Genomic DNA, 20,125 nt, shown 5'->3' with positions numbered 1-20,125 from the left:
GCGCGCTACTTCAGATCGATCTGCGGGTGTCGCAGCGGCAGCGGGTCCTGGGCGCCGCAAGAGCGCATCGACTCCTTCTTGAGCTTGGCGATGTCGCCCTTCGATGTGGGTGGCGAAGCGCGAAAGGCCGTGGCGAAGGCCTCGGCGCTGCAACTGCAGAAGTCGCCATGGTTGGGCCGCCTGTCGGCGTTCGAGATGCAGTCCTGGCGGAACCATGCATAGATGCTCGACTTCGCGGCCGGGCATTGCTGCAGCAGCTTGTAGTCGCGCACGAGCGCCCGGCGCCGGAAGGTCGAGCCAGTCTCCCTCACCGCCTCCCGGTAGCCTTCGGTGAGGCAGCGGCAGTCGTAGAGATCGGGGTAGTCCTCGTTCTTGGCGCATGCGACGGCGAAGCGCTGAACCTCCTGCTCGAGCTTGGCCGGGGACGCCGCACCCGCGCCGAGCGCAGAAGCCAGCGCCGAAGCCAGAAACGCCATCGCGCGGATCGCGCGCCAAGCCCCGTTCATCCGTTCTCCTCTGAAGCAGCCGCCACCGGTCGGCGGCGACCATGTTGCCGGGTCTCGCCCCGGCTGTATATGGCGGCTTCCACGAAAGTTGAAACGCGCCGCCTTGATGAACCATCCAATGGGCAAGAGAAGCACATGTCACACATCGCACCCACTCCTTCCAGCCCGCCCTCGCCGCAGGACTCCGATGCCGGGCTCGCGGCCCGTGCCGCCGGCGGCGACGCGCAGGCCTTCGCGCTCATCATGCGGCGTCACAACCAGCTCCTGTTCCGCACCGCACGCAGCATCCTGCGCAGCGACGACGAAGCGGAAGAGGCTTTGCAGGAAGCGTACCTGCGCGCCTGGCGCGCGATCGGCAGCTTCCGCGAGGAGGCCCGCCTGTCGACCTGGCTCGCACGCATCGTCATCAACGAAGCCCTGGCGCGCCTGCGTCGCCGCAGCGCCCAGGTGATCCCGCTCGACACCGCGATCGACGCGGCCGCCGACACCGGCGCGTCCTGGGAAGAAGCCGACCCCGACCTGCAACCGGAGCGCATCGCCATGCGGCAGGAAATCCGAAACCTCATCGAGCACCGGATCGACCGCTTGCCCGAGGCCTATCGCACCGTGTTCGTGCTGCGCGCCGTCGAGGAGATGAGCGTTTCGGAAACCGCCGAGGCGCTCCAGCTCAACGAGGCCACGGTGCGCACGCGCTTCCTGCGTGCGCGCGGGATGCTGCGCGAGCACCTGTCGCGTGACATCGACGTCGCGCTGGGCGATGCCTTCTCGTTCGCCGGCGCGCGTTGCGATCGCATCGTGGCCGGCGTGCTCGCACGCCTGTCCGAGGACGCGCAGCCTCCGCGTGACTGACCCATCCACCACCTGAAGGGAGCCCACCATGTCGTTCTTTCTGATGCCATCGACCGCCTCCGCGCGACGTCTCTTTCTCGGCCAGACCGGGCTCGTGCTCTCCGGCACGGCCGTGGCGCTGCTCGCCGGCAACCATGCTCTCGCGGCCAAGGCCGGCGGCGACGGCGCCAATGACGTGCGCATCCTCAACACCGCGCTGGGCGCGGAGTTCGAAGCCATCGCTGCCTATCAGGTCGGCGCGGAAAGCCAGCTGCTCGACAAGCCCGTGCTCGACCTGGCCACGACCTTCCAGGGCCATCACAAGCAACATGCGGACGTGCTCGCGGCAACGATCACCAAGCTGGGTGGCAAGCCTGTCATGGCCAAGTCGAAGTACGACTTCCCGATGGAGCAACTGAAGTCGCAGGCCGACGTGCTGCGCTTCGCGGCGAAGCTGGAACAGGGTGCGGTCAGCGCCTATCTGGGCGCGGTGCCGCTGTTCCATGAGCGCGAGCTCTCGAAGGCGGCGGCCAGCATCCTCGGCGACGAGGCGATGCACTGGGCCGTGTTGCGCCAGGCGGTGGGCGAGTCGCCAGTTCCTGCGGCCTTCGTATCGTGAAGGCCCACTCGCTGGCGGCGGCGGTCGCGTTGACCGCCGGCGCGACCGTGCCCGCGCTCGCAGCACCGGACGTCGCGCGCGGCGAACAACTCTATGTCCGGTGCATGGCCTGCCATGCGCTCGCCACCGACCGCGTCGGACCGCGGCATTGCGGCCTGTTCGGCCGGCACGCGGGCAGCATCCCGGGCTACCCCTATTCGGATGCGATGAAGAACTCGCGCATCGTCTGGAACGACAAGTCGCTGGATCGATTTCTTTCGAATCCGCCCGCCACCGTACCCGGCACCACGATGACCTACGCCGGCATCGACGACCCGGGCGAACGCGCGGACCTGATCGCCTTCCTGCGGCAAGCCGGCGATGGGCCGCCCTGCGGGCACTGAGGGCTGGTGCGATGATCGACGCCAGACCATGAGTGCATTCGACAACGCGCTGAACCACGAGATCGCGTCCCTGCTCGCGAGCCTGTCCGAGCGCCTGCGCCCGGGTCCGCTCGATGCGCCATCGCAGCAGATGCTGCACCGGTTGCGCGAGGTCTTCTCGCCCGCGCTCGCGGCGCACGACGAATGGCTGTCGACGCAGCTCTTCCCCGCACTGTACGAATCGATGGCCGGCTCCGATGCCGTCTGCATTCGCGACATGGAAAGCGGCATGCGCGAAAACCACCGCAGCCTCGCGGCGCAATGGCGCGCGCTGGCGCCCCTGCTCGGCAGCGACGCACTCCCTTCGACCGATGCGCAGGCGCTGCTGCCGAGCATCGAACCGCTGGCCGCGCTGTGCACGCATCTCGCCGACTTCGAGCGCGACGAGCTCTTCCCGATGGCCGAACGGCTGCTGAGCGACGAGGCGCTGGCCCGCCTGCGCAGCTGATCCGTCGCGGTCTGCAATCGCTAAGATTGCGGATCCTCGCCATGGCAGCTCCACGCACCCCAAGCCCTTCGACGCGCCGCTTCGCGTGGCTGCTATGGGTCATGCTGCTGCTTCCGGTGGCGCAAGTCGCCGCGCTGTGGCACGGCGTGTCGCATGTGGTGCCCACGGCCCAGCAAGGCGCACCGACACCCGACGAGCCGCTGTCGCAGGCCGGCCATTGCGACCTCTGCCTGCTGGCGGCCACCATCCATGGCGGCGCGCTGCCCAGCGCGCCGATCGTGCTCCCGCATCCCCCCGTACGGCACGAAGCGCCGCTGGTCGCTTTCGTTGCCGATTGGGCGGGATCGCCTGCGCTCCCCTATCGCAGCCGCGCGCCGCCCGCTTCCTCGCTCTGATCCGTTGACTCCACGCCCGCCCGCGCCCAGCGCCAGGCGGGCGCCCTCCAACGTTCCTGCGAGGAGCTTCTGCTCATGCAATACCTTTCCCGGGCCGGCCTCGCGCTGGCCCTGGCCATGCCGCTCGGCGCGCTGGCCGATCCTTCGTCCTCCGATGTCGACGCACTTCGACGGGAGATCCAGTCCATGCGCGCCGACTACGAAGCGCGCCTGCAGGCGCTCGAACAACGCGTGAAGGCAGCCGAGTCCGCCGCGGCACAGGCGACCGCGCCGGCCGCCACCGCCGCCGCGCCGGCCATCCCGACGCCGCCGCCCGCCGCCGAGCCGCCTGCGGCAGCGGTCGCGTCCACGGGCGCCGGCGCCGGAGCGAGCGCCTTCAATCCCGCCCTGTCGCTGATCCTCTCGGGCGGCTACACCCGCACCTCGCAGGACCCGGCCAAGTACGCGATCACCGGCTTCCCGCTGCCGCCGGACGCGCAGATCGGGCCCGGCACGCGGGGCTTCAGCCTCTCGGAATCGGAGCTGGGCTTCTCGGCCAGCATCGACCCGTGGCTGCGTGGCGCAGCCAACATCGCACTGGAGCCGGACAACTCGGTGTCGGTGGAAGAAGCCTTCATCCAGACGACTTCGCTGGACAACGGGTTGTCGCTCAAGGCGGGCCGTTTCTTCTCGGGGATCGGCTATCTCAACTCGCAACATTCCCACACCTGGGATTTCGTCGACAACCCGCTCGCCTACCAGGCGATGCTCGGCACGCAGTACGGTGACGACGGCATGCAGCTCACCTGGATCGCGCCGATCGACCACTACATCGAACTCGGCGCCGAGATCGGCCGGGGCCGCACCTTTCCGGGCAGCGATTCGAGCAGCAACGGCGCCGGCATGACCGCGCTCACGCTGCACACCGGCGGCGACATCGGCGACAGCAGCAACTGGCGCGCCGGCGTCTCGGTGCTCAACGCCAAGGCGAACAACCAGGCCCTGGTCTCGACGAACGCAGCGGGCGCGACGGTGAACGACATCTTCAACGGCGACACCCGCGTGTGGGTGCTCGACGGTGTGTGGAAGTGGGCGCCCAACGGCAACGCCACGCGGACCAACTTCAAGCTGCAGGGCGAATACCTGCGCAGCACGCGCAACGGCAACCTGCTCTACGACGTGGGCAACACCGACGCCTTCGGCGACTATCGCGTGGCGCAGTCGGGCTGGTACGTGCAGGGCGTCTACCAGTTCATGCCGCGCTGGCGCGTCGGCGTGCGGACGGAACAACTCGACCCCGGCACGCCGAGCTTCGGGCTGGCTTCCACCGCGCTGTTCAGCAACTACCGGCCGCGCAAGAACTCGGTGATGGTGGACTTCAACCCGAGCGAGTTCTCGCGCATCCGGCTGCAGTTCGCGCAGGACCGCGCGCGCGAAGGGTTCATCGACAACCAGATCACCCTGCAATACCAGATGAGTCTCGGCGCCCACGGCGCGCATAACTATTGAACGCATCCCACGAACACACGACAAGGAGCACACCATGAAGATTCGCCCTCCCCTTCCCCTCATCGCCCTGCTGGCCGCGCCGCTGATGCTGCTGGCCGCACCCGCGCAGGCCGCGCTGCGCGTCTTCGCCTGCGAGCCCGAATGGGGTGCGCTGGCACAGGAACTCGGCGGCAGTCTCGTCGACGTCTCGGTCGCCACCAACGCACTGCAGGACCCGCATCAGATCCAGGCCAAGCCGAGCCTGATCGCCCGCGCGCGCAGTGCAGACCTCGTGGTCTGCACCGGCGCGGAGCTGGAGATCGGCTGGCTGCCGGTGCTGCTGCAGCAGTCGGGCAACGCGAAGGTGCAGCCCGGCCAGCCCGGCAACTTCGCGGCCGCCGACTTCGTGCGCAAGCTCGAGGTGCCGACGCAGGTCGACCGCTCGCAGGGCGACGTGCATGCGGCGGGCAATCCGCACATCCAGACCGACCCGCGCAACATCGCGCTGGTCGCCACCGCGCTCGGCAAGCGGCTGCAGCAGGTCGATCCGGCCAACGCTGCCGAGTACGCCAAGCGCGGCGCCGACTTCAGCCAGCGCTGGCAGCAGGCGATGACGCGCTGGAGCACGCAGGGCGCGCCGCTCAAGGGCGCACCGGTGGTTTCACAGCACAACGCCTTCGTCTATCTCTATGACTGGCTCGGCATGAAGGAGGTCGCGGTGCTCGAACCCAAGCCCGGCGTCGAGCCCACCGCCTCGCATCTCCAGGAAGTGCAGGCGACCCTCAAGGGCACGCCCGCGAAGATGGTGATCCACGCCGCCTACCAGGACTCGCGGCCATCGGACTGGCTCAGCAAGAACGCAGGCGTTCCGGCGGTCAAGCTGCCCTTCACCGTGGGCGGCACCGACGGCGCGAAGGACCTGTTCGGCCTCTTCGACGACACGCTCGCGCGGCTCGTCGGCGCCGGGGCGAAGTCGTGAGCTGGAGCGCGCTCGACGCGGGCATCCTCGGCCCGGCGCTGATCGCGGGCCTTCTGGTGCTGGCCACGCACGTGCCGCTGGGCATGCAGGTGCTGGACCGGGGCATCGTCTTCATCGACCTGGCGATCGCGCAGATCGCCGGCCTCGGCGTGATCGCCGCCGATGCCGTCGGCTTGCCCGAGGGCGGTGTCGCGGTGCAGGCCGCGGCTGTCACGGCAGCGCTGCTCGGCGCCTGGCTGCTGACGTGGACCGAGCGCCGCGCGCCGCAGCAGCAGGAAGCGCTGATCGGCGTGATGTTCATCCTCGCGGCCTGCGCCGGCATCCTGCTGCTCGCGAGCAATCCGCATGGCGGCGAGCATCTGAAGGACCTGCTCGTCGGCCAGATCCTGTGGGTGAACAAGACGCAACTGCTGTGGCTCGGCGGCATCTCCGTCGTGCTGCTGCTCGCGATGCGGCTCGGATGGATCGAGCGGCTGGGCCGCTTCGGCTTCTACGCGGCCTTCGCGCTCGCGGTGACAGCCTCGGTGCAGCTCGTCGGCGTGTACCTCGTGTTCTCCAGCCTCATCATCCCGGCGCTCGGCACCCGGGCGCACAACGGAGCTCGGCGGCTGCGCATCGCCTACACCGTCGGCGCGCTGGGCTATGCGCTCGGGCTCGCGCTGTCGGCGCTGTTCGACCTGCCCTCGGGCGCGGTGATCGTCTGGACGCTCGCGGCCTGCGCGCTGGCAGGAGCGCTCTTGATTGGCCCGCGCCTCGATCACAGCTTGTAGGTCGACAGCAGGATGCTGGTCTCGCTGTTCGAGATCCCGGGGATCGAACGGATCGCGGTCAGCACCCGGTCGAACGCTTCGAGCGTGTCCGCGCGCAGTTCGGCCAGCAGGTCCCACCGGCCGTTGGTGGAATGCAGGGTGATCACGTTCGGATGGCCCCGCAGCGCACGACGCACCTCGTCGCCGTTCGGCCCGTCGACCTCGATGCTCATCATCGCGCGGATGCGGTAACCCTCCGCATCGGGCCGCAGGCGCACGGTGTAGCCGACGATGGTGCCGTCGGCCTCCAGCTTCGCGATGCGGTTCTGGACCGTGGCGCGCGCCACGCGCAGCTTGTGCGCCAGCGCCACCACCGACATGCGGGCGTCGTCCCTGAGCAGCGCAATGAGTTGGCGGTCGACGTCGTCCATGACGTGGCATTTTGCTATTTTTGGCTAGCAAACTGCAAGCTTCAACGCTGTATTTGACAGGTTGAAGGGTTCAATCTGGCACCTCTCAGCGGAACAATGAGTGCATCCCGGCAACGCCCGGCATCCCGCAAGGAGAGCCCCATGACCCGCTTCATCGATGTCCCCACCATGTCCCGACTGATCCAGGGCGTGGGCGTGATCCCGTTCATCCGCCAGCTCTCCGACGTCATCCGTGAGGACTTCATCCGCTGGGCCGATTTCGACAAATCGGCCCGCTTGGCGAGCCACTCCGACATCGGCGTGATCGAGCTGATGCCAGTGTCGAGCGCCAAGACCTACGCCTTCAAGTACGTCAACGGCCACCCGAGCAACACCGCGAAGGGCCTGTACACCGTGATGGCTTTCGGGGTGCTCGCGGAAGTGGAAACGGGCTACCCGGTGCTGCTGTCCGAGCTCACCGTGGCCACCGCGCTGCGCACCTGCGCGACCTCGCTGACGGCGGCGCGCGCACTCGCACGGCCCGACGCGCGACGGATGGCATTGATCGGCAACGGGGCGCAGAGCGAATTCCAGGCGCTGGCTTTTCATGCGCATCTGGGCATCGACGAGATCGCGGTCTACGACGTCGACCCGCGCGCCACGGACAAGCTGCTTCGCAACCTCTCGATCCATCCGCACCTGAAGCTGCTCCGCTGCGCATCGACCGCCGAAGCCGTTCGTGGCGCCGACATCGTGACCACCGTCACCGCCGACAAGACCTACGCGACCATCCTCACGCCGGACATGATCGAGCCGGGCATGCACATCAATGCGGTCGGCGGCGATTGCCCCGGCAAGACCGAACTGCACGTCGATGTGCTGCGCCGGGCGCGGGTGTTCGTCGAATACGAGCCGCAGACGCGCATCGAGGGCGACATCCAGCAATTGCCGAAGGATTTCCCGGTGGTCGACCTGTGGCGCGTGCTCGCCGGCATCGAGGCCGGCCGCCAGCACGCCTCGCAGGTCACCGTCTTCGATTCGGTGGGCTTCGCGCTCGAGGACTACTCGACGCTGCGCTACGTGTTCGACCAGGCCATGTCGCGCGACATGGGCGTCGATGTCGAACTCGTGCCCTCGGCCGACGACCCGAAGGACCTGTTCCGCTACACCCGCCCCGGTGCTTCGCGCGCAGTGATGCGCCGCGTGGCCTGAACGTCAATCCAGCAAGAGAGAGGAAACGCACGCATGTCCCGGCTCCAATCCATCCAGGCCCCTTCCGCGATCGTGATGATTCGCCCGCATGGCTTCACGCCCAATCCCGAGACCGCGGCGGACAACGCATTCCAGACGCGCGCCGCGAAGGAAGCCGCGCAGGCGATCGCGCAGTCGGCCTACCGCGAAGTGACCTCGGCCGCCGAACGCCTCGAAGCCGAAGGCGTGCGCGTGCATCTCTTCGAGGACCGCGGTGAGCGCGACACGCCGGATTCGGTGTTCCCGAACAACTGGTTCTCGACGCATCCGGGCGGCCATGTCGCGCTCTTTCCGATGTACTGCGAGAACCGTCGTCGCGAGCGACGGCCCGAGATCATCGAGACGCTGAAGGCCGACTACCGCGTGCAGGAAGTGATCGACTATTCAGGCCTCGAGCACGACGGCCTCTTTCTCGAAGGCACCGGCGCGATGGTGTTCGACCATGTGGCGCGCGTTGCATACGTCGCACGCTCGAACCGCGCCGATCCGGTGGCGCTGGAGCGCTTCAGCACGCACTTCAACTTCGAACCGGTCGCGTTCGACACCTGCGATGCGGCAGGCCAGCCGGTCTATCACACCAATGTGCTGATGTGCGTCGCGACCGAGTTCGCGATGGTGGGCTTCGACCTCATTCCCGACCGCCGCCGTGCCGATGAAGTGCGTGCGCGGCTCGAGGAATCGGGGCGCGAGGTCATCGCATTGAGCGCGGCGCAGATCACCGACTTCGCGGGCAATGCGATCGAGTTGTCGGGACGCGACGGGCGCATGCTCGCGCTTTCGCGGCGCGCCCATGACAGCCTCACTACGCAGCAGAAAGCGGTCATCGAGCGATCCGCGCGACTGGTGCCGCTCGCGGTGCCCACTGTCGAAATGGCAGGCGGTTCGGTGCGCTGCATGATTGCAGGCGTTCACCTCGCGCCGAGGCAGCGCAACGCAGTGCGTCTGCACTGATGCCTTGCGCGCAATTTGTCGTGCACGTGCCGATAGTGCATTCGCTCAAGACACCGGGGCCGTCTCCTACACCCGCGCACAGCCGTCTCCAGAGAATGAATCCACCAATCACTGAAAGGTGGACATCATGAAGACGAGACTCTGGATCACGACCGCGGCTGCCACCGCCATCATGACGCTGGCGGGCTGTGCCGCAGGACCCAATGAACAATTGGGAACGGCCGGCGGCGCAGTGGGCGGCGCGGTGATCGGCCACGCAGTCGGCGGCAGCACTGCGGCGACGGTGGGCGGCGCAGCAGTCGGTGGGCTGATCGGCAATCAGGTGGGCCGCAGCGCGGACCAGCGCAACTACAACCAGCAGTACTACCCGAGCAACAGCTACTACCCGAACAACGGGCCACGGTATTAGCCCGCCCCCAGGCTCGCGCACTGCGTGTCGCTCTCCACCCCCTCGCGGGGGCAACCCCGGCGGACCGGCGGAGCCGGATCCGCGGGGTTTCTGGAACAAAAAAAGCGCGCCTTCGGGCGCGCTTTTTTGTTTGGGGTGCTCGGTGGTTAACGGGCTGTGGAGGCGCTGCGGGAGCCGCGCCAGGCGCCGAAGATCGCGATCAGGCCGGGGATGAGGATCAGGCCCCAGATGATCTTTTCCAGATGCTCGCGCACCAGCGGGAGGTTGCCGAAGAAGTACCCCGCCGTCGTGATGCCGAGCACCCAGATCAAACCACCCACCACGTTGAACATCGTGAACTTCCCGCGCGTCATGTCGGCCACGCCGGCCACGAAAGGCGCGAAGGTGCGGATGAACGGCATGAAGCGCGCGAGGATGATGGTGATGCCGCCGTAGCGCTCGTAGAACGCATGCGCCTGGTCGAAGGCCTTGCGGTTGAAGAAGCGGGAACTCTCCCACTGGAACACCTTCGGCCCGAAGTAGCGGCCGATGCTGTAGTTGCACTGGTCGCCGAGGATCGCGGCCGCGAGCAGGATCGGCACCGCAACCCCATAGCTCATGAGCCCCGCACCGGCCAGTGCGCCGACGATGAACAGCAGCGAATCGCCGGGCAGGAAGGGCATCACGACGAGCCCTGTTTCGACGAACACGATCACGAAGAGAAGGCCATACACCCAGACCCCGTAGCTCGCTACGAAGGCCTCGAGGTGCTTGTCGATATGAAGGATGAAATCGATGAGAAAGCTGATGATTTCCATGGCGCGCATTATCACGACTGCAGCAGGGGTGCCCTTCTAGAATGTCCCCGTGAGCGCACTCCCCTCTTCCACGGCCCCTGCGGCGCGGCGCCCGATCCGCGAGCTTCCTGACGAACTGATCAGCCAGATCGCGGCGGGCGAAGTCGTGGAGCGCCCGGCCTCGGTGATTCGCGAGCTGCTCGACAACGCACTGGATGCCGGTGCACGGCAGATCACGGTGCGGCTTTCGGCTGGCGGCGTTCGCCTGATCTCGGTCGAGGACGACGGCTCCGGCCTGCCGCAGGGCGAGCTTCCGCTCGCATTGCGGCGTCATGCGACCAGCAAGATCACGAGCCTCCATGATCTCGAGACCGTCGGCACCATGGGCTTTCGCGGCGAAGCGCTCGCGGCCATCAACGCCATCGCCGAGCTCAGCATCCAGTCGCGCTTTGCCGGCGCCGACAGCGCATTCGCGCTCGATGGCCGCACCGGCGAATTGCGCCCGGTGGCGCGCGCGATCGGCACCACAGTCGAAGTGCGCGAATTGTTCTTCGCGACGCCCGCGCGCCGCAAGTTCCTGAAGACCGATGCGACCGAGCTCGCGCACTGCATCGAGGCGGTTCGCCGCCACGCGCTCGCCCGGCCCGATGTCGGCTTCTCGATCTGGCACGAAGGTCGCCTCGTCGAACAATGGCGCGCGGCGGCCACGCTGGAGCAGCGACTGGCCGACACGCTCGGCGACGACTTCGTCAAGCACAGCGTCGCGGTCGCGCGCGAAGCCGGTCCGGTGCGCGTCACCGGCCGTGCGGGCATTCCCGATGCCGCACGGTCGCGCGCCGACCAGCAGTTCTTCTACGTCAATGGCCGATTCGTTCGCGACAAGGTGCTCGCACACGCGGTGCGCAGCGCCTACGAGGACGTGCTGCATGGCCAGCGCCAGCCGGTGTATGCGCTGTACCTCGAGATCGATCCGGCGCGTGTCGATGTCAATGTGCATCCGACCAAGATCGAAGTGCGCTTCCGCGACGGCCGCGAAGTGCATCAGGCGGTGCGCCACGCGATCGAGGACGCGCTCGCGGCGCCGCGCGCAGGCGATGCGGTGGCAGCGCCCGCCGAACCTTTCTTCAAGCCGCGCGCATTGCCCGAAGCGGCTTCATGGACACAGCCTGCGATTCCGTTTGCCTCCGAGCGCGGCCTCGGCGACGCGGCGGCGATGTGGCCCGCCTATCGCAACGAGACGTCCGCGCCGGTCGCGCTGCCGACATCAGATGCACATTCGACGCCCGCAGCGGCAGCCCCGAGATTCGCACCGGCTGTGCAGGCCCCTGCAAGCATCGGCGCGGCCCCGGAAGGAAGCTGGCCGCTGGGCCGCGCGCTGGCCCAGCTGCAAGGCATCTACATCCTCGCGGAGAACAGCCAGGGCCTCGTGATCGTCGACATGCATGCGGCGCACGAGCGCATCGTCTACGAGCGCCTCAAGACGCAGCTCGATGGCGCCTCGATCGCGAGCCAGCCGTTGCTGATTCCGGCCACCTTCGCGGCCACGCCGCAGGAAGTCGCGACGGCCGAAGCCTGCGCCGCGGTGCTGCCCTCGCTCGGACTGGAGATCTCGCCGTTTTCGCCGCGCACCCTGGCAGTGCGTGCCGTGCCCAGCACGCTGGCGGACGGCGACCCGGTCGAACTCGCGCGCAGCGTGCTCGCCGAGCTGGCCAACCACGACGCCAGCACCGTGGTGCAGCGCGCCCAGAACGAACTGCTCTCCACCATGGCGTGTCACGGCGCGGTACGCGCCAACCGCAAGCTGACCCTTGACGAGATGAACGCGCTGCTGCGCCAGATGGAAGCCACGGAACGCTCCGACCAGTGCAACCATGGCCGGCCGACATGGCGCCAGTTGTCGGTCCGGGAGCTCGACGCGCTGTTCATGCGCGGTCGCTGAGCGAACACTCACCGCGCTTCTTTTCCTTACCTCGCTTACATCCGGCGGTTTTCGGGCCCCGGATGCGCGTACAGCCGCGCCGAACCTAGGGTTTTCCGGGGTCATCGACTTGCCAGGCACATCCGTTGCATGAGGTCTTTCGTTGAACTTTTCCGGCTAAGCCCCCATCCTTCGACGTTCATGAAAAAGTGGTCCCTGTATGCATCCGCTACCGCCCTGGTTGCCCTGCTGGCAGCAGGTTGCTCGACCCTCGACGAACGTCAGCGCGAATGGATCTTCCAGCCCAGCGACCGAAGCTGGGGCAATTCGGAAGCCAGCAGCGTCGGCATGGAGGACGTCTGGATCGAGTTCGAGTCCACCCTCACCGGCGAGCCGGTGAAGCTGCACGGACTCTGGCTCGGCGGCCGCGCGCCGGAGTCGCCGGACCAGCCGGTCATGCTCTACCTGCACGGTGCGCGCTACAACGTGGCCGGCTCGTCGCCACGGATGCGGCGGATGAACGAGTTGGGCTTCTCGGTGCTCGCGATCGACTACCGCGGTTTCGGCAAGAGCTCCAAGGGCTTGCCTTCTGAAGATTCGGCCCGCGAGGACGCACTCGAAGCCTGGAAGTGGCTCGCCGCGCAGCACCCCAGGCAGCCGCGCTACATCTTCGGCCACTCGCTCGGTGGCGCGATCGGCATCGACCTCGCATCGCGGGTGCACGACGAGAGCGGCACCATCGTCGAAAGCACTTTTACCTCCATCGCCGACGTGGTCAGCAGCTTCAAGTGGGGATGGCTGCCCTTCGGGCCGTTCATCACGCAGCGCTTCGAGGCGATCAGCAAGGTCAAGGACATCGGGGCGCCGCTGCTCGTGGTGCACGGCACCGCCGACAGCCTGATCAACCCGACGCTGGGCCGCAAGCTCTACGACGCCGCGACGGTGCCGAAGATGTTCGTGCTGGTCGAAGGCGGGTCGCACCACAACCTCAATTCGATCGGGCAGGGGCAGTACCGCTCGGCCCTCACCCAACTCTTCCGCATGCACGAGCCGCCGCTGGAGCCGCCCTCGGACATGGCGGCGAACCAGCCCACCGTCGCGCACAACGCGTCCACGCCTTCGCTCTGACCCGGGCTTTGTTACCCTTGGGCGCATGCCGCCCCCTGCCGCACAGGCTCTCTCTCCTTCTTCCACGAACTCCGCACGCATCGCCGGCATGCCGGCGGCGCTGGTCGTGCTCATGCTCGCGCTGCTGCTGGGCATCCAGCCGATCACGACCGATCTCTACCTGCCCGCGCTTCCCGCGCTCACGGCCAGCCTCGGCGCGCAGATGGCGCATGCGCAGCTCACGCTGAGCGCACTGCTGCTGGCCTTCGGGAGTTCGCAGCTCGTCTTCGGGCCACTGTCGGACCGCTTCGGCCGGCGGCCGGTGCTGTTGTGGGGACTGGGCGGCTACGTGCTGGCAAGCATCGGCAGCGCGGTCGCGCCTTCCATCGAAGTGCTGATCGTCTGGCGCACGCTGCAGGGCGCGGCCATGGGCTCGGCGGTGATGGCGGCACGTGCGATCGTGCGCGACCTCTACCAGCCGGCCGAGGGCGCGCGCGTCATGTCGCGCGCGCTGACCGGCCTGGGCGTCATCGCGTGCCTGTGCGCACCGACGGGCGGACTGGTCTCCGACTTCTTCGGCTGGCGCTTCGCGCTGCTGGTGCCGACCTTGTTCGGCGCGGCCACGCTCGCACTGATTGCATTTCGCTTCAACGAAACCCTTCCGGCGCGCAATCCTGACGCCCTGCGCTTCGCCACCCTGGTCAGCACCTGGGCGATGGTGCTGCGCAACCCGACCTTCCTGGCCTTCAGCGCGCTCACCACGGCAGCCTACGGGCTCCTCTTCACCTTCCTGGCTTCGTCCTCCTTCGTCTTCATCCAGGTGCTGGGCCTCACGAAGACGCAGTACGGCCTCGTGATGCTGTGGAACTCCGTCGCCTACATCGCGGGCACCTTCATCTGCCGCCGCTGGCTCGCGCGATACGGCGTTCGCGGCAGCGTCGCGCGGGCCAGCGTTCTCACGCTGGTCGGCGGCACCGCGATGGGCGCGCTCTCGCTGGCGGGGGTGCAGTCGGTCGCCGCGATCGTGGGGCCGCTCACGCTCATGATGCTCGCGCACGGCGTGCACCAGCCCTGCGGCCAAACGGGCGCGGTCGGGCCCTTCCCGAAGGCGGCGGGCGCGGCATCGGCACTCAACGGCTTCATCATGATGCTGGCCGCCTTCGGCATCGGTGGCTGGCTCGGTGCGCGCATGGACGGCACCGTGATGCCGCTCACGCTCGGCATGTGGTTCTGGAGCGCCTGCATCGCGCTCGTCGCGTGGACGCTGGTGCGCAGGCATGGAGAGGCGCATGGCCACTGACGCGCACGCCGCGCCGCGCTACGTCGCGCTGGGCGGGCCGACCGCATCGGGCAAGACGGCGGCGGCACTTGCCGTGGCGCGCGTGCGGCCGGTCGAGATCGTCAGCGTCGATTCGGCGCTGGTCTATCGCGGCATGGACATCGGCACCGCCAAGCCCTCGCGCGAAGAGCGCGCCGAAGTGCCGCATCACCTGATCGACATCATCGACCCGAGCGACACCTACAGCGCCGCCGCCTTCGTGCAGGATGCGCGTCGGCTCATCGCCGACATCGGCGCGCGCGGGAAGCTGCCGCTCCTGGTCGGCGGCACGATGCTCTACTTCAAGGCGCTCGCCGAAGGCATCGACGCCATGCCGGCCGCCGACCCCGAAGTCCGCAAGCAGCTCGAAGCCGACGCCGCCGCGCTGGGCTGGCCCGCGATGCACGCGCGGCTGGCGGAAGTCGACCCGGTCGCTGCCGCACGTCTCGCACCGAACGACAGCCAGCGTATCCAGCGAGCGCTGGAGGTGTGGCACACCAGCGGACAGCCGCTGTCGAGCTTCCATGCCGCCGGCAGCACCGGCGCGCTCGCGAGCGGATGGCCGTCCGCGGCGCTGATCTCGCTCGAGCCCACCGAACGCGCATGGCTGCACGAACGCATTGCGCTGCGCTTCGACGCGATGCTGGCTTCGGGCTTCCTCGACGAAGTGCACGCACTGCGCGCGCGCGGCGACCTGCATGCCGACCTGCCCTCGATGCGCTGCGTCGGCTACCGGCAGGCGTGGGAAGCGTTGGACGGCGACTGGCCCATGGCCGAGCTTCGCGAGCGCGGCATCGCGGCCACGCGCCAGCTCGCCAAGCGACAGATCACCTGGCTGCGCAGCATGCCGCAGCGCCGGGTCATTGCGGCGGAAGCGCCGGATGCGATCGAGCAGGTGGTGCGGCAGGTGGCACAGATCGCATGAGTCTGCGCATCACCGACCTGGGCAAGCACTACGGCGATGTGCCGGTGTTCGAGCACGTCTCGCTCGAAGTCGCGAAAGGCGAATTCGTGGCGATCGTCGGCGAATCGGGCGTCGGCAAATCGACGCTGCTCAACTGCATGGCCGGCCTCGACCATTGGGACGCCGGCAGTGTCGTGCACGACGGCGTCGACATCGGGGCACTCGATGCCGAGGCCCGGGCCATCTGGCGGCGCAGGCATGTCGGCTTCGTGTTCCAGGCCTTCCATGTGCTGCCGCACCTCGACGTGTCGCAGAACGTCGCGCTGCCGCTGATGCTGCTCGGAGAGCGCGGCGCGGCGGCCGATGAGCGTGTGACACGAATGCTCGATGCGGTAGGACTGGCCGGGCTCGGCGACCGCCTGCCGCAGCAGCTCAGCGGCGGGCAGTTGCAGCGGGTCGCGATCGCGCGCGCGCTGGTGCACCAGCCTTCGCTGCTGCTGGCGGACGAGCCGACCGGCAACCTCGACCCGACCACCGCCGCGCGCGTGCTGGAGGTGCTGCTCGCGCAGACGCGCGAGCACGGCGCGGCGCTGGTGCTGGTCACGCACTCGGAAGCCGCGGCGGCACGGGCCGACCGGGTGCTGCACCTGAGTGCGGATGGCGTGCGCTAGGCCGGCTGCCCGGCAAGCAGCGCCGCAAAGCGCACCAGATCGACATTGCCGCCGCTGATCAGCACCCCCACGCGCGCGCCCTTGATCGCATCGCCCGCAGCGCACGCACCCGCGAAGGCGAGGCACCCCGTGGGCTCGACGACCATCTTCATCCGCTCGGCGAAGAACCGCATCGCCTCGACCAGTTGCGCGTCGCTCACCGTGAAGATGTCGTTCACGTCTCTCTTGATGATGCCGAAGGTGTATTCACCAAGATGCTGCGTCTGCGCGCCGTCCGCGATGGTCTTCGGTGTGTCGATATGCACGATGCGACCTTCGCGCAGCGAGCGCTGGCCGTCGTTGCCGGCCTCGGGCTCGACGCCGTAGATCCTGCATTGGGGCGACAGCGCGCGCGCGGACAGCGCCGAGCCGCTGGTCAGCCCGCCGCCGCCGAGGCACACGTACAGCACGTCAAGCTGCCCCGCCTCCTCGATCAGCTCCTTCGCCGCCGTGCCCTGGCCCGCGATCACGTCGGGGTGGTCGTAGGGCGGGATCAGCGTCATGCCGCGCTCCTGGGCGAGCTTTCGCGTGAGCGCCTCGCGGTCCTCGGTGAACCGGTCGTACTGCACCACTTCCGCGCCGTAGCCGCGCGTGGCGGCGAGCTTGGCCGCCGGCGCGTCGTTGGGCATCACGATGACCGCGGGCATGCCGAGGATGCCCGCGGCGAGCGCCACCGCCTGCGCGTGATTTCCGGACGAGAACGCAATCACGCCAGCCTTGCGCTGCGCGGCGTCGAACTTCGACAGGGCATTGAACGCGCCGCGGAACTTGAAGGCGCCCATGCGCTGGAAGTTCTCGCACTTGAAGAAGAACTGCGCGCCCCAGCGCGCATCGGCGGTGCGCGAACGCAGCACCGGCGTGCGGTGGGCATGGCCATGGATTCGCCCGGCGGCGGCAATGACATCGTCGTAGGTGGGAAGTGGGTGCATATCGGCCTCGGTAGTGACAGCGCTGTCGGACACGGCTGACAGACAGCAGAGTTGGAGCGTGCAATTTTTACCGGATGTCCAATCCTCTCGTCTGCGGCAACTGCGGAACGCCCAACCGCGCGAATGCGAAGTTCTGCATCGGCTGCGCGGGCCGGCTCCCCGGCCTCGCACCGGCCGGCGGTGTTGCAGCGCAGATCCCGGCGATGCAGGTCTTCGAGCGCGAACGGCCGATTGCCGCATCGCGACCGGAGGCGTCGCCCACGTCGTTCTGGCTGCATCTCGGCCTCGTGGGGTTGACGATGATCTTCGCCTTCGTCGCGTGGTGCATCTACGTCCTGCACGGACGGCCCGCACCGTGGAGCCAGCGCGCCGATGCGACGGCATCGCAGGCGGCGCAAGCGCGCGAGCCCGTCCGGGTGCTGGTGCCCGTTCCGACCCCTGTGCCTGCACCTGCCGCGCCGCCTGCCCCCGAGCCGGCCAGAACGGCGGCCGCCGAACCCCCAACCCCGGTCGCAAGCGCTCCCCCGCCCCCGGATGCCGTGACGCAGGCCCTCGCCCTGGCAAGGCGGCAGGCGGCTTCGGCCGGCCAAGCCGCCACCCCGGCGCCTCCCGCACAGCGGCAAACGGCGGCAGCGGAACGGACAGCACCAGCCGCATCCCGACCCGCGCCGACTCGCACCGCCTCCATCACGCGCGCACGCCGCGACACGCGCGAGCCCGAGGATCTCCTCGACTATCCGGTGGTCGTCCGCCGACCCGGTTCACAGCCGGATCCCGGACCACCGATCGCCGCGGGGCCGGGCCCGCAATACAGCTGGACGCGGCCCGCCTCGCCGCGCGTTCCCGATGACCTCGGCCCGCCCATCGCCGCCGGACCCGGCCCGCGCTATGAGGCGCGGCCCGAAGTGCGCGCGCCAGTCTCGGCCGTCATGCCGAGCGGCGACTCGGGCCCGCCCATCGCGGTCGGTCCGGGGCCACGGTACGACTACTCGACCCCCTCGGCCCGGGAGCGCTGAGAAGCGTCCGTCCTCCACCCCGCCTCGCACTTTTTCGGCACATGCTGTCGAAATGCCCCCTTGCGCGCCGTCATTGCAGTGAGCGATCCTGCTCGGCACATTTCTTTGCGAGGTTTCCATGCAATACATGCTCATGTTCTATCAGCCGGAATCGGAATTCCTGGAGCGCGACGAGATCTCCACCCAGGCCTACCGCGCCAGCTGGATGGACTACGTGGGTGCGATCCGCAAGTCCGGCGTCGCGCTCAACGGCCACGGCCTGCATCCGCCGATGACCGGGACCACGCTGCGCATCCGCGGCGACAAGCGCCAAGTCCAGGACGGCCCGTTCGCCGACACCAAGGAGCAGCTCGGCGGCTACTTCGTGATCGACGTCGCCGACCTCGACACCGCGCTCGAATGGGCTGCGCGCGCGCCCTGCGCGAGCACCGGCGGCGTCGAGGTGCGCCCGGTCTTCACCACGGCCGCGATGTGACGCAGGCCGCGCAGCGCGAGGCACGGACGGCTGCCGAAAACGCGGCGGAGCGGGCCGCACGCCAGTCGTACGGCCGTCTTGTCGCGATTCTTTCGGCGCGCACGCGGGACATCGCGGCGTCGGAAGACGCGCTCGCCGACGCCTTCGCGCGCGCGCTCGAACGCTGGCCGGCCGAGGGCGTGCCGGACCGGCCCGAGGCCTGGCTGCTCAGCGTCGCGCGCCATCGCACGCTCGATGCGTGGCGGCACAGCCGGGTGCAGGACGACGCGGCGCAGACCCTGCTCCTGCTGGCCGATGAAGTCGCAGCGGACACGGAGGGCGCGGAAGCGGTGCCGGACGACCGACTGCGCCTGCTCTTCGTGTGCGCGCATCCGGCGATCGACGAGGCGGCCCGCGCGCCGCTGATGCTGCAGACGGTGCTCGGCCTCGACGCGACGCGCATGGCCGGCGCCTTCCTCACCGCGCCGGCGACGCTCGGGCAGCGGCTGGTGCGCGCGAAGGCGCGCATCCGGGCTGCAGGCATTCCATTCGAATTTCCGCGCGCGCAGGATTTGCCGCAGCGCCTGCAGGACGTGCAGGACGGCATCTATGCCGCCTACGGCACGGGGTGGGACGACGTCGACGGCGCGGATGCCAAGCAGCGCGGCCTCACGGCCGAAGCCATCGAGCTGGGCCGCATCCTGTGCCAACTCATGCCCCGCGAGCCAGAGCCCTGGGGGCTTCTCGCCCTGATGCTCTTTTGCGAAAGCCGCGCCGCCGCCCGCCGCAGCGACGCAGGCGACTACGTGCCGCTCGACGAACAGGACATCGCGCGCTGGGACCATGCCCTTCGCGCGCAGGCCGAGCAGGCGCTGCGCACCGCCGCGGCCCTGGACCGGCCGGGCGCCTACCAGATGGAGGCTGCGATCCAGTCGGCCCACTGCGCGCGGCGCCTTGGCGCCGAGGTGCCGGCCGATGCGCTCGTGGCGCTGTACGACGGCCTCCTTGCCTTGCGCCCGGGCCTCGGCGCACAGGTGAGCCGTGCCTGCGCGCTGGCGAATGCCGCCGGTCCGGCCGAAGGATTGCGCGCGCTCGATGCCACGACACCGGCGCAGATTGCGAACTACCAGCCCTACTGGGCCGCACGCGCTTATTTGCTGGGAGAGACGGGGAAGGCAGCCGAGGCGCGCGAGGCCTATGCGCGTGCAGCCGGCCTCAGCACGAGCCCGGCCATCCGGGCCTATCTGATGGCAGCGGCCAGCCGCTTGTGAACCGCGGTCAGTTCGCGCCCTTGAGCCGGAGCCAGGACGGGAACGCGCGATCGAATTCCTGGGCCGTCACGTCCTGGAGATGGTCGCAGGCACTGAGCGGCAGCCCCACGCTGACCTCGCGATGCCAGAGCACCACCCCGGCCAGGCGCTTGACGAGGATCCGCTCCTCGCGCGGCACCGGGTAGTCGGACACACTGCTCGGCAGCCGCTCCATGGCGACCCGGCGGCGGACCTCCACGGTCGTCAACCCCTTGCGTTGCCTCCTGATACAGATCGACCTGCCCAACC

At 68.7% G+C, this 20,125-nt stretch carries 24 protein-coding genes; 19 read left to right on the top strand and 5 right to left on the bottom strand.

What is annotated here, in order from left to right:
- Window positions 1–5: 5 nt before the first annotated feature.
- Window positions 6–506 carry a hypothetical protein gene (locus BLW05_RS23720; RefSeq protein ID WP_093166018.1) on the bottom strand — a complete coding sequence of 167 codons (501 nt, stop codon included), beginning with the start codon at window positions 504–506 and terminating at the stop codon, window positions 6–8.
- Between the two features lie 135 nt (window positions 507–641).
- Between BLW05_RS23720 and BLW05_RS23715 the strand changes: the two genes are divergently transcribed.
- From BLW05_RS23715 to BLW05_RS23680, 8 genes are all read left to right on the top strand, one after another.
- A complete protein-coding gene (locus tag BLW05_RS23715) occupies window positions 642–1,355 on the top strand; it encodes an RNA polymerase sigma factor (RefSeq protein WP_093166017.1) in 714 nt (237 codons plus the stop codon).
- Window positions 1,356–1,383: 28 nt separating this feature from the next.
- Window positions 1,384–1,953, top strand: coding sequence for a ferritin-like domain-containing protein (locus tag BLW05_RS23710; RefSeq protein WP_093166016.1), 570 nt, complete (start codon window positions 1,384–1,386; stop codon window positions 1,951–1,953).
- Entirely contained in the window at window positions 1,950–2,336 is a 387-nt protein-coding gene (locus BLW05_RS23705) for a c-type cytochrome (protein WP_371126965.1), read from the top strand. The genes BLW05_RS23710 and BLW05_RS23705 overlap by 4 nt, the downstream gene beginning before the upstream one ends.
- A 28-nt stretch (window positions 2,337–2,364) precedes the next feature.
- On the top strand, window positions 2,365–2,823 hold the full coding sequence (locus BLW05_RS23700; protein ID WP_093166014.1) for a hypothetical protein: 459 nt from the start codon (window positions 2,365–2,367) through the stop codon (window positions 2,821–2,823).
- A 41-nt stretch (window positions 2,824–2,864) separates the two neighbouring features.
- Window positions 2,865–3,218 carry a hypothetical protein gene (locus BLW05_RS23695; protein WP_093166013.1) on the top strand — a complete coding sequence of 118 codons (354 nt, stop codon included), beginning with the start codon at window positions 2,865–2,867 and terminating at the stop codon, window positions 3,216–3,218.
- A gap of 75 nt (window positions 3,219–3,293) precedes the next feature.
- On the top strand, window positions 3,294–4,706 hold the full coding sequence (locus BLW05_RS23690) for a porin (RefSeq protein WP_093166012.1): 1,413 nt from the start codon (window positions 3,294–3,296) through the stop codon (window positions 4,704–4,706).
- Window positions 4,707–4,740: 34 nt separating this feature from the next.
- A complete protein-coding gene (locus BLW05_RS23685) occupies window positions 4,741–5,664 on the top strand; it encodes a metal ABC transporter substrate-binding protein (protein WP_177142784.1) in 924 nt (307 codons plus the stop codon).
- Window positions 5,661–6,434: a metal ABC transporter permease gene (locus BLW05_RS23680; RefSeq protein WP_093166011.1), complete on the top strand. Its 774-nt coding sequence runs from the start codon at window positions 5,661–5,663 to the stop codon at window positions 6,432–6,434. Before BLW05_RS23685 ends, BLW05_RS23680 begins: the two co-directional genes overlap by 4 nt.
- Here the strand turns inward: BLW05_RS23680 and BLW05_RS23675 are convergent.
- Window positions 6,422–6,844, bottom strand: coding sequence for an Lrp/AsnC family transcriptional regulator (locus BLW05_RS23675; RefSeq protein WP_093166010.1), 423 nt, complete (start codon window positions 6,842–6,844; stop codon window positions 6,422–6,424). The genes BLW05_RS23680 and BLW05_RS23675 overlap by 13 nt on opposite strands.
- A gap of 141 nt (window positions 6,845–6,985) precedes the next feature.
- On the opposite strand from BLW05_RS23675, the gene BLW05_RS23670 reads away from it, so the two are divergent.
- The 3 genes from BLW05_RS23670 to BLW05_RS23660 all read left to right on the top strand — a co-directional run bounded on the left by BLW05_RS23670 (window position 6,986) and on the right by BLW05_RS23660 (window position 9,434).
- Entirely contained in the window at window positions 6,986–8,035 is a 1,050-nt protein-coding gene (locus BLW05_RS23670; protein WP_093166009.1) for an ornithine cyclodeaminase, read from the top strand.
- A 33-nt stretch (window positions 8,036–8,068) separates the two neighbouring features.
- Complete coding sequence (ctlX, locus tag BLW05_RS23665) at window positions 8,069–9,025, top strand: citrulline utilization hydrolase CtlX (protein ID WP_218135217.1); 957 nt, start codon at window positions 8,069–8,071, stop codon at window positions 9,023–9,025.
- A 127-nt stretch (window positions 9,026–9,152) separates the two neighbouring features.
- Entirely contained in the window at window positions 9,153–9,434 is a 282-nt protein-coding gene (locus BLW05_RS23660) for a glycine zipper domain-containing protein (RefSeq protein WP_093166112.1), read from the top strand.
- A gap of 146 nt (window positions 9,435–9,580) precedes the next feature.
- On the opposite strand, the gene BLW05_RS23655 is transcribed toward BLW05_RS23660, so the two are convergent.
- Entirely contained in the window at window positions 9,581–10,231 is a 651-nt protein-coding gene (locus BLW05_RS23655; protein ID WP_093166008.1) for a DedA family protein, read from the bottom strand.
- A gap of 49 nt (window positions 10,232–10,280) precedes the next feature.
- On the opposite strand from BLW05_RS23655, the gene mutL reads away from it, so the two are divergent.
- The 5 genes from mutL to BLW05_RS23630 all read left to right on the top strand — a co-directional run bounded on the left by mutL (window position 10,281) and on the right by BLW05_RS23630 (window position 16,128).
- Window positions 10,281–12,149 (top strand): DNA mismatch repair endonuclease MutL, encoded by a 1,869-nt coding sequence (gene mutL, locus BLW05_RS23650; RefSeq protein WP_093166007.1) that lies wholly within the window; start codon window positions 10,281–10,283, stop codon window positions 12,147–12,149.
- Between the two features lie 180 nt (window positions 12,150–12,329).
- Complete coding sequence (locus tag BLW05_RS23645) at window positions 12,330–13,256, top strand: alpha/beta hydrolase (RefSeq protein WP_093166006.1); 927 nt, start codon at window positions 12,330–12,332, stop codon at window positions 13,254–13,256.
- 25 nt (window positions 13,257–13,281) lie between these two features.
- The gene (locus BLW05_RS23640; RefSeq protein WP_093166005.1) at window positions 13,282–14,535 is read left to right on the top strand and encodes a multidrug effflux MFS transporter; all 1,254 of its coding nucleotides are present in this window, start codon (window positions 13,282–13,284) and stop codon (window positions 14,533–14,535) included.
- On the top strand, window positions 14,525–15,478 hold the full coding sequence (gene miaA / locus BLW05_RS23635; protein WP_256330465.1) for a tRNA (adenosine(37)-N6)-dimethylallyltransferase MiaA: 954 nt from the start codon (window positions 14,525–14,527) through the stop codon (window positions 15,476–15,478). Before BLW05_RS23640 ends, miaA begins: the two co-directional genes overlap by 11 nt.
- Complete coding sequence (locus tag BLW05_RS23630) at window positions 15,475–16,128, top strand: ABC transporter ATP-binding protein (RefSeq protein ID WP_093166003.1); 654 nt, start codon at window positions 15,475–15,477, stop codon at window positions 16,126–16,128. The genes miaA and BLW05_RS23630 overlap by 4 nt, the downstream gene beginning before the upstream one ends.
- Here BLW05_RS23630 and BLW05_RS23625 read toward each other — a convergent pair.
- Window positions 16,125–17,096, bottom strand: a complete 972-nt coding sequence (locus BLW05_RS23625; RefSeq protein WP_093166002.1) for a threo-3-hydroxy-L-aspartate ammonia-lyase — start codon at window positions 17,094–17,096, stop codon at window positions 16,125–16,127. The genes BLW05_RS23630 and BLW05_RS23625 overlap by 4 nt on opposite strands.
- A 74-nt stretch (window positions 17,097–17,170) precedes the next feature.
- Between BLW05_RS23625 and BLW05_RS23620 the strand changes: the two genes are divergently transcribed.
- The 3 genes from BLW05_RS23620 to BLW05_RS23610 all read left to right on the top strand — a co-directional run bounded on the left by BLW05_RS23620 (window position 17,171) and on the right by BLW05_RS23610 (window position 19,837).
- On the top strand, window positions 17,171–18,112 hold the full coding sequence (locus BLW05_RS23620) for a zinc ribbon domain-containing protein (protein ID WP_093166001.1): 942 nt from the start codon (window positions 17,171–17,173) through the stop codon (window positions 18,110–18,112).
- A gap of 118 nt (window positions 18,113–18,230) precedes the next feature.
- A complete protein-coding gene (locus BLW05_RS23615; RefSeq protein ID WP_093166000.1) occupies window positions 18,231–18,587 on the top strand; it encodes a YciI family protein in 357 nt (118 codons plus the stop codon).
- Window positions 18,512–19,837, top strand: a complete 1,326-nt coding sequence (locus BLW05_RS23610) for an RNA polymerase sigma factor (RefSeq protein ID WP_093165999.1) — start codon at window positions 18,512–18,514, stop codon at window positions 19,835–19,837. Before BLW05_RS23615 ends, BLW05_RS23610 begins: the two co-directional genes overlap by 76 nt.
- A gap of 7 nt (window positions 19,838–19,844) precedes the next feature.
- Here the strand turns inward: BLW05_RS23610 and BLW05_RS23605 are convergent, their stop codons facing one another.
- Window positions 19,845–20,084, bottom strand: a complete 240-nt coding sequence (locus tag BLW05_RS23605; RefSeq protein ID WP_093165998.1) for a hypothetical protein — start codon at window positions 20,082–20,084, stop codon at window positions 19,845–19,847.
- Window positions 20,085–20,125 lie beyond the last annotated feature (41 nt).

This window comes from Variovorax sp. YR216 (assembly GCF_900107745.1).
GTDB lineage: Bacteria > Pseudomonadota > Gammaproteobacteria > Burkholderiales > Burkholderiaceae_C > Variovorax.
This window is presented reverse-complemented; position numbering and strand designations above follow the sequence as displayed.

Bases quoted from the DNA above. Each gene is read 5' to 3' on its own strand.
- BLW05_RS23610 (WP_093165999.1), top strand. From the start codon at position 18,512: ATGGGCTGCGCGCGCGCCCTGCGCGAGCACCGGCGGCGTCGAGGTGCG.
- BLW05_RS23675 (WP_093166010.1), bottom strand. From the start codon at position 6,844: ATGGACGACGTCGACCGCCAACTCATTGCGCTGCTCAGGGACGACGCC.
- BLW05_RS23690 (WP_093166012.1), top strand. From the start codon at position 3,294: ATGCAATACCTTTCCCGGGCCGGCCTCGCGCTGGCCCTGGCCATGCCG.
- BLW05_RS23720 (WP_093166018.1), bottom strand. From the start codon at position 506: ATGAACGGGGCTTGGCGCGCGATCCGCGCGATGGCGTTTCTGGCTTCG.
- BLW05_RS23630 (WP_093166003.1), top strand. From the start codon at position 15,475: ATGAGTCTGCGCATCACCGACCTGGGCAAGCACTACGGCGATGTGCCG.
- BLW05_RS23645 (WP_093166006.1), top strand. From the start codon at position 12,330: ATGAAAAAGTGGTCCCTGTATGCATCCGCTACCGCCCTGGTTGCCCTG.
- BLW05_RS23695 (WP_093166013.1), top strand. From the start codon at position 2,865: ATGGCAGCTCCACGCACCCCAAGCCCTTCGACGCGCCGCTTCGCGTGG.
- BLW05_RS23615 (WP_093166000.1), top strand. From the start codon at position 18,231: ATGCAATACATGCTCATGTTCTATCAGCCGGAATCGGAATTCCTGGAG.
- BLW05_RS23710 (WP_093166016.1), top strand. From the start codon at position 1,384: ATGTCGTTCTTTCTGATGCCATCGACCGCCTCCGCGCGACGTCTCTTT.
- BLW05_RS23620 (WP_093166001.1), top strand. From the start codon at position 17,171: ATGTCCAATCCTCTCGTCTGCGGCAACTGCGGAACGCCCAACCGCGCG.
- miaA (WP_256330465.1), top strand. From the start codon at position 14,525: ATGGCCACTGACGCGCACGCCGCGCCGCGCTACGTCGCGCTGGGCGGG.
- BLW05_RS23625 (WP_093166002.1), bottom strand. From the start codon at position 17,096: ATGCACCCACTTCCCACCTACGACGATGTCATTGCCGCCGCCGGGCGA.
- BLW05_RS23670 (WP_093166009.1), top strand. From the start codon at position 6,986: ATGACCCGCTTCATCGATGTCCCCACCATGTCCCGACTGATCCAGGGC.
- BLW05_RS23655 (WP_093166008.1), bottom strand. From the start codon at position 10,231: ATGGAAATCATCAGCTTTCTCATCGATTTCATCCTTCATATCGACAAG.
- BLW05_RS23700 (WP_093166014.1), top strand. From the start codon at position 2,365: ATGAGTGCATTCGACAACGCGCTGAACCACGAGATCGCGTCCCTGCTC.
- BLW05_RS23685 (WP_177142784.1), top strand. From the start codon at position 4,741: ATGAAGATTCGCCCTCCCCTTCCCCTCATCGCCCTGCTGGCCGCGCCG.
- BLW05_RS23715 (WP_093166017.1), top strand. From the start codon at position 642: ATGTCACACATCGCACCCACTCCTTCCAGCCCGCCCTCGCCGCAGGAC.
- BLW05_RS23660 (WP_093166112.1), top strand. From the start codon at position 9,153: ATGAAGACGAGACTCTGGATCACGACCGCGGCTGCCACCGCCATCATG.
- BLW05_RS23640 (WP_093166005.1), top strand. From the start codon at position 13,282: ATGCCGCCCCCTGCCGCACAGGCTCTCTCTCCTTCTTCCACGAACTCC.
- ctlX (WP_218135217.1), top strand. From the start codon at position 8,069: ATGTCCCGGCTCCAATCCATCCAGGCCCCTTCCGCGATCGTGATGATT.